At 64.8% G+C, this 12,524-nt stretch carries 12 protein-coding genes; 9 read left to right on the top strand and 3 right to left on the bottom strand.

Annotated elements, in window-relative coordinates; translation table 11 throughout:
• The first annotated feature begins 366 nt into the window (after nt 1–366).
• Entirely contained in the window at nt 367–1,620 is a 1,254-nt protein-coding gene (locus tag GA566_RS26920; protein WP_160474536.1) for an Hsp70 family protein, read from the top strand.
• Nucleotides 1,621–1,641: 21 nt separating this feature from the next.
• Here the strand turns inward: GA566_RS26920 and GA566_RS26915 are convergent, their stop codons facing one another.
• Nucleotides 1,642–2,280, bottom strand: a complete 639-nt coding sequence (locus GA566_RS26915; protein ID WP_283205146.1) for a response regulator transcription factor — start codon at nt 2,278–2,280, stop codon at nt 1,642–1,644.
• Nucleotides 2,281–2,845: 565 nt separating this feature from the next.
• Here GA566_RS26915 and GA566_RS26910 point away from each other — a divergent pair.
• The 8 genes from GA566_RS26910 to GA566_RS26875 all read left to right on the top strand — a co-directional run bounded on the left by GA566_RS26910 (nt 2,846) and on the right by GA566_RS26875 (nt 10,908).
• Entirely contained in the window at nt 2,846–3,532 is a 687-nt protein-coding gene (locus GA566_RS26910; protein WP_137926361.1) for a hydrolase, read from the top strand.
• Nucleotides 3,533–3,763: 231 nt separating this feature from the next.
• Nucleotides 3,764–4,585 carry an alpha/beta fold hydrolase gene (locus tag GA566_RS26905; protein ID WP_160474778.1) on the top strand — a complete coding sequence of 274 codons (822 nt, stop codon included), beginning with the start codon at nt 3,764–3,766 and terminating at the stop codon, nt 4,583–4,585.
• Between the two features lie 87 nt (nt 4,586–4,672).
• A complete protein-coding gene (locus tag GA566_RS26900; protein ID WP_202126874.1) occupies nt 4,673–6,541 on the top strand; it encodes an amidohydrolase in 1,869 nt (622 codons plus the stop codon).
• Between the two features lie 195 nt (nt 6,542–6,736).
• Nucleotides 6,737–7,171, top strand: coding sequence for a DoxX family protein (locus GA566_RS26895; RefSeq protein WP_160474534.1), 435 nt, complete (start codon nt 6,737–6,739; stop codon nt 7,169–7,171).
• Complete coding sequence (locus GA566_RS26890) at nt 7,168–8,778, top strand: MFS transporter (protein ID WP_160474533.1); 1,611 nt, start codon at nt 7,168–7,170, stop codon at nt 8,776–8,778. Before GA566_RS26895 ends, GA566_RS26890 begins: the two co-directional genes overlap by 4 nt.
• Nucleotides 8,779–8,804: 26 nt before the next feature.
• Nucleotides 8,805–9,083 (top strand): XapX domain-containing protein, encoded by a 279-nt coding sequence (locus GA566_RS26885; protein WP_137926597.1) that lies wholly within the window; start codon nt 8,805–8,807, stop codon nt 9,081–9,083.
• Nucleotides 9,067–10,257: a porin gene (locus GA566_RS26880; RefSeq protein WP_160474532.1), complete on the top strand. Its 1,191-nt coding sequence runs from the start codon at nt 9,067–9,069 to the stop codon at nt 10,255–10,257. Before GA566_RS26885 ends, GA566_RS26880 begins: the two co-directional genes overlap by 17 nt.
• 270 nt (nt 10,258–10,527) lie before the next feature.
• Complete coding sequence (locus tag GA566_RS26875) at nt 10,528–10,908, top strand: response regulator transcription factor (protein ID WP_249359514.1); 381 nt, start codon at nt 10,528–10,530, stop codon at nt 10,906–10,908.
• A gap of 4 nt (nt 10,909–10,912) precedes the next feature.
• On the opposite strand, the gene GA566_RS26870 is transcribed toward GA566_RS26875, so the two are convergent.
• Nucleotides 10,913–11,632 (bottom strand): response regulator transcription factor, encoded by a 720-nt coding sequence (locus GA566_RS26870; protein WP_160474531.1) that lies wholly within the window; start codon nt 11,630–11,632, stop codon nt 10,913–10,915.
• A gap of 319 nt (nt 11,633–11,951) precedes the next feature.
• Entirely contained in the window at nt 11,952–12,191 is a 240-nt protein-coding gene (locus GA566_RS26865) for a hypothetical protein (protein ID WP_137926600.1), read from the bottom strand.
• Between the last annotated feature and the right edge of the window lie 333 nt (nt 12,192–12,524).

The following is a 12,524-nucleotide window of genomic DNA, read 5'->3' as shown; positions in this document are numbered from 1 at the left end:
ACAAACCCCAGTGCGACCGCCCCGCCCAGTGTCTCCACCACGGCCAGGGCCATCAGGTTGCGGAAAATGCATGCATCGTCTTGCGCGGTCACCATGGTTGTCTCCCTTTGGTTGTCCCAAACGCCCGGGCGGCGCTGGTGCGCTGTCCCGGCCACACTGCATCCTGCGGCTTTAGTAGACTGCAGCGCCGGCGTGGCGAACAGTTGGCACAAACCCGCATGGGGAGAATGCGGATATGGGTCGGCCAAGCCGCCTGGGGCATCGTTGCCGCGTGCATGACACCGAAACCCCCTACAATATCGCCCCGTACAACGGCGGCCGCGTGGCCGCCGTCTGCTTTTGGCTGCACCTGAACTCCTGAATCCCATGACCACAAACGCTTGCGGCGTCGATTTCGGCACGTCCAACTCCACCGTCGGCTGGCTGCGCCCGGGCGCGCCTACCCTGCTGCCGCTCGAGGACGGCAAGGCCACGCTGCCGTCGGTGATCTTTTTCCATGCCGAGGACCCGCTGGTCAGCTACGGCCGCGCGGCGCTGACCGACTATCTGGCCGGCTACGAAGGCCGCATGATGCGGTCGCTCAAGAGCTTGCTGGGCACGTCGATGATGGACGACAGCACCGAGGTCATGGGCCAGGCCATGCCGTTCCGCAAACTGCTGGCGCACTTCATCGGCGAACTCAAGGGTCGCGCCGAACGCTCGGCCGGTCGTGAATTCACTTCGGCCGTGCTGGGCCGCCCCGTGCATTTCATCGACGAGGACGCCGCCGCCGATCAACTGGCCGAAGACACGCTCGCGGAGATTGCGCGCGACGCGGGCTTCAAGGACATCGCGTTCCAGTTCGAGCCGATTGCCGCGGCATTCGACTACGAAGCTGGTATCTCGAAAGAGGAACTGGTACTCGTGGCCGATATCGGCGGTGGTACGTCAGACTTTTCGCTGGTGCGCCTGTCGCCCGAGCGGGCACGCAAGATCGATCGCCGCGAGGACATTCTGGCTAACGGCGGCGTGCATATCGGCGGTACGGATTTCGACCGTGCACTGAGCCTGGCCAGCGTCATGCCCATGCTGGGCCTGAACAGCCAGTTGCGCAACGGCAAGGCCATGCCCTCCGGCCAGTACTTCGACCTGGCGAGCTGGCACACGATCAACCTGGTCTATACACGCAAAGCGTGGGCGCTTGTGATGGATAACTATCGCGACGCCGCCGAGACCGAGAAGCTCGACCGGCTGATCCGCCTGATTCGCGAACGCGCCGGGCACTGGCTGGCGATTCAGGTGGAAGCGGCCAAGATCGCACTGTCCGAAGACGAGCGCACGCTGGTGGACCTGGGCCGCATTGCACCCGAGACCACGCTGGAAATCACGCGCGATACGTTCGATGAATCGATCACCAAGCTGGTGACGAAGACGGCCGACACGGTGAAGGGCATGCTGAAGACCGCTGGCGTCCCGGCCGACGCCGTGGACACGATCCTGTTCACAGGCGGTTCCAGCAGCGTGCCGATGTTGCGCGAGCAACTGGCGCTGTTGCTGCCCGCTGCGCGCCGCGTGGAAGGCGACCTGTTCGGCGGCATCGGTTCGGGGCTGGCGCTGGACGCGGCCCGCAAGTTCGGCTGAGCCGAACCTGAACGAGAAAAACTAGAAATCGACCTTTGAAACGCCGATCTGCTGCGCCATCAGCACCAGATCGGCAAACGTGCGCGCCTGCATCTTGCGCATGGCCTGGCCACGATGGATTTTCACGGTCACCTCGCTGATGCCGATCTCGCCGGCAATCTGCTTGTTCAGCAACCCTGACACGGCCATGCCCATGACTTCCGCTTCGCGCGGTGTCAGCGTGGCGTAGTTCGCACGAATCTCCTGGACCTTGCGCAGGCTCCTGCGCCGCAGCCGGTCCTTGGCAATCGCCGCCGCCACTGCATCGAGCAGGTCCTGGTCCCGGAACGGCTTGGCAATGAAATCCTCGGCGCCAGCCTTCATCGCCGTGACCGTCATCGCAATGTCGCCGTAGCCCGTCATGAAGATGATCGGGATATGAATGCCCATCTGGGCGAGGCGCGTCTGGAGATCGAGCCCGCTCGGGCCGCGCAGCCGCACATCCAGCACCAGGCAGCAGGGCACCTCTGGCAGCGGGAAGTCGAGCAACTCCGCCGCCGAGCCGAACAATTCGGCTTTCATGTCGACGGAACGGAAGAGGTTGCCCAGTGCACGACGCAGCATGGCGTCGTCATCGACGACGAGTACCAGGGCGTCATCGACGCTCTCGACATTCTGGATGTCGGTGCCGGTAACGCCAGGCTCCCCGCTCTGCGCAATCACGCTTGCTCTCTCCGTTACGCTGGCCAATGTGGGGCACGATACGCGCGGCGCTCATGGCGTGCCGTCCCCCGGAAGCCCGCATTTCAACACACCCGGCGCCAGGCTGCCACCTATACCATTGTGTGAGGGGCGCGGCACGCCGCCGGGCCTCACCGCAGCGCGCCCCCTGCGCCACGCGCCGTCCCTCCCTGCGCAAACCCATACGAAGTGTCTATGGCGCGGGCTTCCGCACGGGCCTACCCTGCGCGGGCTGCCGTCGGTGAGCGCATCCTCATACGACGTTCGTATGGGTCAACTGCCGCGTACCGCACACGGTAGGCCCGAGGCACCATCGACTAATACGATCAGCCAATGGCCCGCCATCAGCGGGCCAACTAGGCTTCCCGTCGGGTTGCATCGTGCCGTCCGGTCACACCATCAGATGATCGGACGACCCGGAGTCGCGCTGCAACCGGCGCGGACGCCAGGCATATGCCGCGCTGTCCGTGCGTCGCCCCCAACCTGCGTATCAAGGAGCAACATCATGTCCAATCCGAAGCTCGAAGTGCTGACCCCGCAAAACAGCCAGCTGATCATCATCGACCAGCAGCCGCAGATGGCCTTCGGCGTGCAGTCGATGGACCGTCAGGCACTGAAGAACAACGTCGTGGGCCTGGCCAAGGCCGCCAAGATCTTCAACGTGCCGACGACGATCACCACGGTCGAGAGCGATTCGTTCTCGGGCTACACCTTCCCGGAAATCCTCGATGTGTTCCCGGGCCAGAAAACGCTGGAGCGCACCTCGATGAATTCGTGGGACGACCAGAAGGTACGTGACGCCCTGGCCGCAAACGGCCGCAAGAAGGTGGTCGTAGCGGGCCTGTGGACCGAAGTCTGCAACACCACCTTCGCCCTGTGCGCGATGCTGGAAGGCGACTACGAGATCTACATGGTGGCCGACGCCTCGGGCGGCACCACCAAGGAAGCCCACGACTACGCGATGCAACGCATGGTGCAGGCTGGCGTGGTGCCCGTGACCTGGCAACAGGTGCTGCTGGAGTGGCAACGCGACTGGGCACACCGCGACACCTATGACGCCGTGATGAAGCTGGTCAAGGAACACTCGGGTGCCTACGGCATGGGCGTGGACTACGCCTACACGATGGTCCACAAGGCCGAGCAGCGCACCGCCACGCCGCATGAGTCGATCGCTCCGGTCCCGGCACGCTGAAGCGCGCGGCATCGTTTTCACCAGACTTTCAAACGTCCATCTCCTTAAATGAACATGCAAAACAAGACACAGGACGCCGAACATTCGTCGTCGCGTCGCAAGGTGCTGTTGTCGGGTGCGGGCACGGTCGGCGCTGCCGCCGTGGCCGCGGTCACGCTTGGCGCCCCTGCCACGGCCGCTGCGGCCGGCAAGCAAGGCGCATCTTCCCATCACTCCTCCGGATCGAAAGACATGAGCTACATCACCACCAAGGACGGTACGCGCATCTTCTACAAGGACTGGGGCTCGGGCCGTCCGGTCGTCTTCTCGCACGGCTGGCCGCTGGATGCCGACGCATGGGATGCGCAGATGCTGTTCCTGGTGCAGAAGGGTTTCCGCGTGATCGCCCATGATCGCCGTGGCCATGGCCGCTCGGACCAGCCTGCGAAGGGCAACGACATGGACACGTACGCCGATGACCTGGGCGCCGTGCTCGACGCCCTCGACATCCGCGAAGCCACGCTCGTGGGCCACTCCACTGGCGGTGGCGAAGTGGCGCATTACATCGGCCGCCATGGCACCAAGCGCGTGGCCAAGGCCGTGCTGATCGGCGCCGTGCCGCCGACGATGGCCAAGAGCGCCGCGTACCCGAACGGCCTGCCCATCGAAGTGTTCGACGGCATCCGCAAGGGCGTGGCCGATAACCGCTCGCAGTTCTACAAGGACCTGGCCGTGCCGTTCTTCGGCTTCAACCGTCCGAACGCGAAGGTTTCGCAAGGCACCATCGACGCCTTCTGGGCGCAGGGCATGGCCGGTGGCATCCTGGGCCAGTACCTGTGCGTCAAGGAGTTCTCGGAAGTGGACTACACCGCCGATCTGAAGAAGATCGACGTGCCCACGCTGGTGCTGCATGGTGACGACGACCAGATCGTGCCGATCGACAACGCCGGCAAGCTCTCGGCCAAGATCATCAAGCACGCCACGCTGAAGATCTACCCGGGCGCGCCGCACGGCATGTGCGTCACGCACGCCGACCAGGTCAACGCCGACCTGCTCGCCTTCATCAACAGCTAAGGTTCACGCTTCATGTCCGTATCCCGCCGGCAATTCATTGCCTCGGCTGCTGCCCTGGGCGCAGCAGCCTCTTCGGAGCTTTTTGCCATGTCACCGTCCTCGACTCCCGACCTCATCCTCGTCAACGGCAAGTTCACCACCCTTGACAAGTCCAACCCGCAAGCTGACGCCGTGGCCATCCAGAATGGCCGCTTCGTCAGCGTGGGCACGCGCGACGAGGTCATGAAGCTCGCGGCCGCGACAACGAAGGTAGTGGACCTGAATGGCCGGCGGGCCATTCCCGGGCTGATCGACAGCCACATGCACATCATTCGTGGTGGCCTGAACTACAACATGGAACTGCGTTGGGACGGCGTGCGATCGCTGGCCGACGCCATGCGCATGCTGAAGGACCAGGTCGCCCGCACTCCCGCGCCCCAATGGGTGCGCGTGGTGGGTGGCTTCACCGAACACCAGTTCGCAGAGAAGCGCCTGCCGACCATCGAGGAACTGAACGCCGCGGCGCCCGATACGCCCGTGTTCATCCTCCACCTGTACGACCGCGCCATCCTGAACGCCGCCGCGCTGCGCGCCGTGGGCTACAACAAGGACACGCCGAACCCACCGGGCGGCGAGATCATTCGCGACAAGGCTGGCAATCCGACCGGCCTGCTGCTGGCCAAGCCGAACGCGACCATCCTGTACGCCACGCTGGCCAAGGGTCCGAAGCTGCCGGCCGAGTACCAGAAGAACTCCACGCGCCATTTCATGCGCGAAGTGAACCGCCTGGGCGTGACTGGCGTGATCGATGCTGGCGGCGGCTACCAGAACTATCCTGAGGACTACAACATCATCGAGGAACTGCACCGCGATGGGCAGCTCACGGTGCGCCTGGCCTACAACCTGTTCACGCAGAAGCCGAAGGAAGAACTGTCGGACTTCAAGACCTGGACATCGACGGTCAAGCCAGGCCAGGGCGACGATCTCTATCGCCACAACGGCGCGGGCGAGATGCTCGTCTACACCGCTGCCGATTTCGAGGACTTCCGCGTCGAGCGTCCGGACATGCCGCCGTCGATGGAAGGCGATCTCGAACCCGTGATCCGCCTGCTGGCCGAAAAGCGCTGGCCGTGGCGTCTGCACGCCACCTACAACGAAACCATCACGCGCGCGCTGGACGTCTACGAGAAGGTGGCCAAGGACGTGCCGTTCACCGGCCTGAACTGGTTCTTCGACCACGCCGAGACGATCACCGATCGCAACATCGACCGTATTGCGGCACTGGGCGGCGGTATCGCCGTGCAGCACCGCATGGCGTATCAAGGCGAGTACTTCGTCGAACGCTACGGTGCCAAGGCTGCCGAAGCCACGCCGCCGATCAAGAAGATGCTGGAAAAAGGTGTCAAGGTTGGCGCAGGCACCGATGCCACGCGCGTGGCCTCGTACAACCCGTGGGTCTCGCTGTACTGGCTGACCACGGGCAAGACCGTGGGCGGCATGTCGATGTATCCGCAGGCCAACCTGCTCGATCGCGAAACCGCACTGCGCCTGTGGACCGAAGCCAACACGTGGTTCTCGTCGGAAGAAGGCAAGAAGGGCCAGATCAAGGCCGGTCAACTGGCCGACCTGGCCGTGCTCTCCGCCGACTACTTCGCCGTGCCGGGCGACGACATCCAGGACATCACCTCGGTGATGACCGTGCTCGGCGGCAAGGTGGTCTATGGCGACCACGAGTTCGACAAGCTCTCGCCCGAGATTCCGCCGGCCATGCCGGACTGGTCGCCGGCCCGCCACGGCAGCAAGTACCAGCCACGCCCCACGGCGCAAACCAAGCTGGCGATGAACACCGCCTGCGGCTGCGCCAGCTCCTGCGGCGTTCACGGCCATGCCCACGCCAAGGCGTGGACCACCAGCGCACCGACTTCGGACGAAAGCACGTTCTGGGGCGCGCTGGGATGTTCTTGCTGGGCGTTCTGATACCTCACCACTCCGCTATGTTGTCTCCCCTCTCCCGCTCTGCGGGAGAGGGGGCGGGGGAGAGGGCCAGCGGTTCTAACTGCGATATCAGCAAGCAGAACCCCCCGCCCTCACCCCCAGCCCCTCTCCCACTTCGCGGGAGAGGGGAGCAAGAAACGCCTCACCCGATTTTCTGAATTCCCCGGAGAACCCGCCATGCCCCCTTCCTCATCCTCGCTGGCGGTAGCCGGCGGTCATCAGCGGCACCTCCCCCGCTGGCTCCACTGGCTCGCCCTGCTGCTGCTCTGCGCGGCCTATCTGCAAGGCGGACTCGTCAAGCTGTTCGATTTCCCGGGTGCCGTGGCCGAGATGCAGCACTTTGGCCTGTCGCCTGCGGTGCCGCTGGCTGCCGCCACCATCGCACTCGAGCTGGCTGCACCGGCCATGATCCTGCTCGGCGTCTTCCGCTGGCTCGGCGCACTCGCGCTGGCCGCCTTCACGCTGGGTGCGATGTTCCTCGCCAACCGTTTCTGGAGCGCTCCGCCCGAAGCGCAGTTCATGTTGATGAACGCGTTCTTCGAACACCTCGGTCTCGTGGGTGGCTTCATTCTCGTAGCCTGGCATGACCTGAACCAGCGGGGCCGCGCATGACGCAGGCCACCGCAACCGCCAAGCCGGCAGGATCGTTCGCGCCGCTGGCGCAGCCCACGTTCGCCGTGCTGTGGGTAGCCACGGTGCTCGGCAACGTCGGCAGCTTCATGCGCGACGTGGCCAGCGCCTGGCTGGCCACCGATCTTTCCTCGTCGCCCGCCGCCGTCGCCACCATCCAGGCTGCCGCTACGCTGCCCGTCTTCCTGCTGGCGATTCCGGCCGGCGTGCTCTCAGACATCCTCGACCGCCGACGCTTCCTGATCGCCATTCAGTTCCTGCTCGCGGGTGTCAGCGGCACGCTGGCGCTACTTTCGTGGCAGAACGGGCTGACCATCGAACTGCTGATCGGCCTGGCCTTCGTGGGCGGTATCGGCGCAGCGATGATGGGACCGACGTGGCAATCCATCGTGCCGGAACTGGTGCCATCCAACACGCTGCGGCAAGCCGTGGCGCTGAACGCGCTCGGCGTCAACATCGCACGCGCCATCGGCCCCGCCACGGGTGGCCTGCTGCTGGCCGGCTTTGGCGCGGCAGTGACCTATGGCGCCGACCTCGTCAGCTATATCTTCGTGATCGGCGCACTGGTGTGGTGGAAGCGTCCGAAGCAGGCCAGCGATCCGCTGCGCGAGCACTTCTTCAGCGCCTTCCGCGCCGGGCTGCGCTTCACGCGCGCCCACAGCAAGCTGCATATCGTGTTGCTGCGCGCGGCGGTGCATTTCGCTTTCGGCAGCAGTGTCTGGGCGCTGTTGCCGCTCGTCGCCAAGCAATTGCTGCACGGCGGCGCCGGACTCTATGGCGTGCTGCTTGGCGCCGTGGGTGCAGGCGCCATCGCCGGCGCACTGACGATGCCTGCGCTGCAGAAGAAGCTCGACAGCGACGGCGTGGTGCTTGCCTCGGCCATCGCCACGGCTGCCGTCATGGCGGGCCTGTCGTTTGCGCCGCCGGTCTGGCTGGCGCTGCCGCTGCTGCTGGTGCTCGGCGCCGCATGGATCATGGCGCTGACCACGCTGGGCGGTGCCGCGCAGGCCATCCTGCCGAACTGGGTACGTGGCCGCGCGCTGTCGGTGTACCAGATGGTATTCAACGGCGCGCTGGCTGGCGGCAGCCTGCTGTGGGGTTTCGTGGCGCAAGCCATGGGCACGCCCCATGCGCTGCTGATCGCGGGCATCGGCCTCGTGGTGGCGGCGATATTGCTGCATCGCATCCGCCTGCCGCGCGGTGAGGAAGACCTGGCACCTGCACGCCACTGGGCCGAACCCGAGATGGCCGACGAGATCGCGCATGATCGTGGCCCCGTCATGATCCTGATCGAGTACTGCATCCCGGCTGCCAGCCGCGACGCGTTCCTGCGCGCCGTGCATGGCCTCTCCGAAGAACGCCTGCGCGATGGCGCGTTCAGCTGGGGCGTGATGGAAGACCCCACCGATCCGGAACTGCTGACCGAATGGTTCCTCGTCGAATCGTGGGCCGAGCACATGCGCCAGCATCGTCGCGTGCCCAATGCCGATGCCGACTTGCAACGTGGCGTGGCGGGCTTCCACGTGGGCACCGAGCCGCCGCGTGTGCGCCACCTGCTGGGCGTGGGACTGCCGCCGGACGCACGCTGATCCTTCACAACATATCGATAGCCACCATGAAAATCTATCTCGTCTCCCTCGGTGCCGGCGTGCTCGTCGGCATCATCTATGCGCTGATGCAGGTCCGTTCGCCTGCGCCGCCCGCCGTGGCCTTGCTCGGCCTGCTGGGCATGCTGATCGGCGAACAGGTCGTGCCGCCCATCAAGCGCATGATCGCCGGCGAACCGGTCACTGCCGCATGGTTCCACTCCGAATGCGTGCCGAAGATCACCGGCACGCCGGGCCCGCTGGTGGCATCGAACGAGAAGAAGGATGGCGATGCGTCGGCACATTGAAGGATTGCATTCCCGACGGTTTGCTCCCCTCTCCCGCGATATTTGCTCCCCTCTCCCGCTCGGCGGGAGAGGGGCCGGGGGAGAGGGCAAGCGCCTGCGTCTGCTGCTAACCGTTCTCGCCGCACTACCGCTTCCCGCCCTCGCCAGCACCGTCACCCTCTACGGCCGTCTCAACACCGCCATCGAGTACTCGCGCGCCAGCACGGCCACCGATGGCACCTCGCTCGGCAGCGTAGTGCGCCAGACCAACTACCGCTCCGTCTGGGGCCTGCGCGGCGAGGAAGACCTCGGTGGCTCGCTCAAGGCGCTGTGGCAGATCGAAAGCAACCTGTCGATCGACAACGGCCAGGGCGGCATTGCCACACGCAACTCGCGCATCGGGTTGCAGGGCGATTACGGCCTGCTGTTCATGGGCCACTGGCATACGCCGTACACCGAAGCAACGATGGCCTACGATCCGTACTACCCCACCACCGCGGGGTATATGGCGCTGATCGGCAATGGCTCGACCTCGACGTCGGACAACGTGCAGGACACCAGTTCGTTTGACCGGCGCCAGAAGAACATCGTGCAATACCGCTCGCCGCAGATGGCCGGCGTCAGCGTCTGGCTGGGCTGGGGATTGCCCGAAGAAAAGACCACCGTGCCGCGCAATCCCGCGCTCTATTCGGCGGCCGTGGTCTACGACAAGGGACCGCTGAACGCGACTGTCGCCTACGAGATGCACCAGCACTACCAGGCGGCTGGACGCAACGACGATGCCATCAAGGTTGGCGTCGCCTACCAGTTGCTCCCCGGCACGCGGATCTCGGCACTCTATGAACATTTGCATTACCGCACCGATACGGGCGACCTGCAACGCAATGGCTATTACGCGTCGCTGGTGCAGCAGGTTGGCGTGGGCAGCGTGCGGGTGGGCTTCGCGCTGGCGGCAAACGGCACGGGATCATCGACCGATACGGTTGGCTTCTTCCGCAGCGGTTCGCAGACGGGCGCCACGCAGTTCACGGTCGGCTACGACTATCCGCTGTCCAAGCGCACGGCGCTGTTTGCGTTCTACAGCCGCATCAACAACAAGCGCAATGCAGTCTATGACTTTGCCATCAACGAACTTGGCGTCAGCGCGGGCGCGGATCCGCAGACCTTTGCACTCGGCATGCGGCACAGCTTCTGACATGATTGGCGGCACCGCTGGGCACGCTCCATCGTGAACTCATACCATGGTATGAATCTGCGCTGAATCGTGGCGGAGTCGTTCCGAAGCGCATATCCTTGTGCGGCTTTTGCGTGCGGGCGGGCCCTGCGGAGGGTCTCCCGCCAGTCAGCGGAGGGGCTTCCGGCGCCCTGGCAATACCACCGTATGATTGGGGGCAGGAGCCACCCGGATTATGCTGCGAGCAAGCGGTGAGCTGTATCGCCGCTCAAGACTATTCAAGGAACGCGTGTGACTGCCATCCCCATGATTGCCATCGTCGATGACGACGCTTCAGTCAGGCATGCCATCGGACGACTGGTGCGCTCCCTCGACATGGCTGTCGAACTCTATGGCGGCGGTCCGGAACTGCTGCAATCGCCGTTGCTGGCGGATATCGCCTGTGTCATCACCGATGTACAGATGCCGGTCATGAACGGCTTCACGCTGTGCGAGACCCTGCGTGCGGCCGGACACAAGATGCCGGTGATCTTCATGACCGCCTTTGCCCACGAAGGCTACGAGCAGCGGGCCCGCGCCGCTGGTGCCACCTGCTTTCTCAGCAAGCCGTTCCAGGACACCGATATCCTCGACTGCATCGAGAACGCCCTGAAGTCCCGTCCGGAAGATTGATGCGCTACGCCGTAGCCTGACGCTGGCCGGCACCCACCGGCTGGACGTGCGGGATATCGTCGGCCTGCACCAGGCCCAGTGTCTGCGCCATGATGATCAGTTCGGCGAACGTGCGGGCCTGCATCTTGCGCATGGCCTGTCCGCGATAGATCTTGACGGTGGCCTGGCTGATGCCGAGGCTGTCTGCCACCTGCTTGTTCATCAGCCCGCGCACCAGCAGTTGCATGACTTCCTGCTCGCGGCCGGTCAGTCCGCCAAAGCGTTCGCGCAGTTGTCGCGTCTGCGACGTGGCCTGACGGCGCTCGCGATCGCGCTGCAGCGCCTCGTTCACTGCGTCGAGCAGGTCCTGTTCGCGGAAGGGCTTGGCGATGAAGTTGACGGCGCCGGCCTTCATCGCCGCCACGGTCATCGGCACATCGCCGTAGCCCGAGATAAAGACAATGGAGGCACGCTTGCCCGCGTCGTTCAGTTGATGTTGCAGGTCGAGTCCGCTGGCGCCGCGCAACCGTACATCGAGCACGATGCAGGTGGGCCGGTCCGGGAATCCATGGGCAAGCAGTTCCTCGCCCGATGCAAACGATGCCGTGGCGAGTCCGATCGAGCGGAACAGGCCAGACAACGCATGCCGCACGTCGCGGTCGTCGTCCACGACCAGCACCACGCCGTCTCCATCGCTCCCCGCGTCGGCGCCATCGGCCGCATCGTCAAATTGTTCGCTCAACATGGCGGCCCTGCCGTTCATCGCAACTCTCACTATGCATCTGGTGTGACATCCTGCCCGGCTCCGGGGATCTTCCCGAGGCACGCAGCGCGTGGCGCAGGCGGGCGGACAGGCTGCGGCGGATAAGCCGGAGCTGCATAATGACGCGACGAAAAACGCGGGCCACTGATAGGTAAGCGCCCGCCGCCGACGTGAATCCGCCCTACGCGAGGCGGATTATCAATGCTTTTTCAGATTTTGCAAAACGCCAGGCGTCATCGGCATGGACGCCGACTGACTGCACCGCGATGGCGCCTTCGATACGACGAGGCACGTCGGGTGACTACAGCGCCTCCAGCGCGCGGCTCAACGTGTAGGCGGCACGCACGGCCACGTCGAATGAACGGTCACAGGCCAGTTCACGTCCCGCGACGGTGATGCGCCAGAAATCGCGGTTGCGCTCGCAGTTCAGGCGATGTTCTTCCATCTGGTCAGAGAACCAGCGCCACAACCGCGCATCCTGCGTCAGGGCCGACGCAGCGGCGCGCAGGCGAATCACTTCGAGTCCGGCAGATTGATCCATGTTTTCCCCCTTGGCGGCACACTCGCGCGCCCTGTGAGCCAATAGTAGGCAGGCGGGCCCCGCCTGTGCATTGCCCGATGGCACAACCCTGGTAGCGCACTCGCATGCCGGCCTTATACGAAGGGATGATTGCGGCCCTTGTCCGCTACTTCCGTTCCCGGTTCCTCCAGTGCGGCGCACCGCGAGCGTGCCCGATGCGCGCCGATCGGGCATGCCGCGCACCGCCAGCCCGCACCACAAGAGGAAAAACCGTCCGCCACCCTCCCTCAGCACTAGGGGTTAGCGATATTTGCGGTCTGGCATGGGCATTGCATAGGATTCAAGTGACTTGAA

Origin of the sequence: Cupriavidus sp. SW-Y-13 (genome assembly GCF_009793345.1) — a bacterium.
GTDB lineage: Bacteria > Pseudomonadota > Gammaproteobacteria > Burkholderiales > Burkholderiaceae > Cupriavidus.
This window is presented reverse-complemented; position numbering and strand designations above follow the sequence as displayed.

Excerpts from the sequence above, each read along its gene's own strand:
- GA566_RS26865 (WP_137926600.1), bottom strand. The coding sequence starts at position 12,191 with ATGGATCAATCTGCCGGACTCGAAGTGATTCGCCTGCGCGCCGCTGCG.
- GA566_RS26885 (WP_137926597.1), top strand. The coding sequence starts at position 8,805 with ATGAAAATCTATCTCGTCTCCCTCGGTGCCGGCGTGCTCGTCGGCATC.
- GA566_RS26920 (WP_160474536.1), top strand. The coding sequence starts at position 367 with ATGACCACAAACGCTTGCGGCGTCGATTTCGGCACGTCCAACTCCACC.
- GA566_RS26890 (WP_160474533.1), top strand. The coding sequence starts at position 7,168 with ATGACGCAGGCCACCGCAACCGCCAAGCCGGCAGGATCGTTCGCGCCG.
- GA566_RS26895 (WP_160474534.1), top strand. The coding sequence starts at position 6,737 with ATGCCCCCTTCCTCATCCTCGCTGGCGGTAGCCGGCGGTCATCAGCGG.
- GA566_RS26870 (WP_160474531.1), bottom strand. The coding sequence starts at position 11,632 with ATGTTGAGCGAACAATTTGACGATGCGGCCGATGGCGCCGACGCGGGG.
- GA566_RS26900 (WP_202126874.1), top strand. The coding sequence starts at position 4,673 with ATGTCACCGTCCTCGACTCCCGACCTCATCCTCGTCAACGGCAAGTTC.
- GA566_RS26910 (WP_137926361.1), top strand. The coding sequence starts at position 2,846 with ATGTCCAATCCGAAGCTCGAAGTGCTGACCCCGCAAAACAGCCAGCTG.
- GA566_RS26905 (WP_160474778.1), top strand. The coding sequence starts at position 3,764 with ATGAGCTACATCACCACCAAGGACGGTACGCGCATCTTCTACAAGGAC.
- GA566_RS26880 (WP_160474532.1), top strand. The coding sequence starts at position 9,067 with ATGCGTCGGCACATTGAAGGATTGCATTCCCGACGGTTTGCTCCCCTC.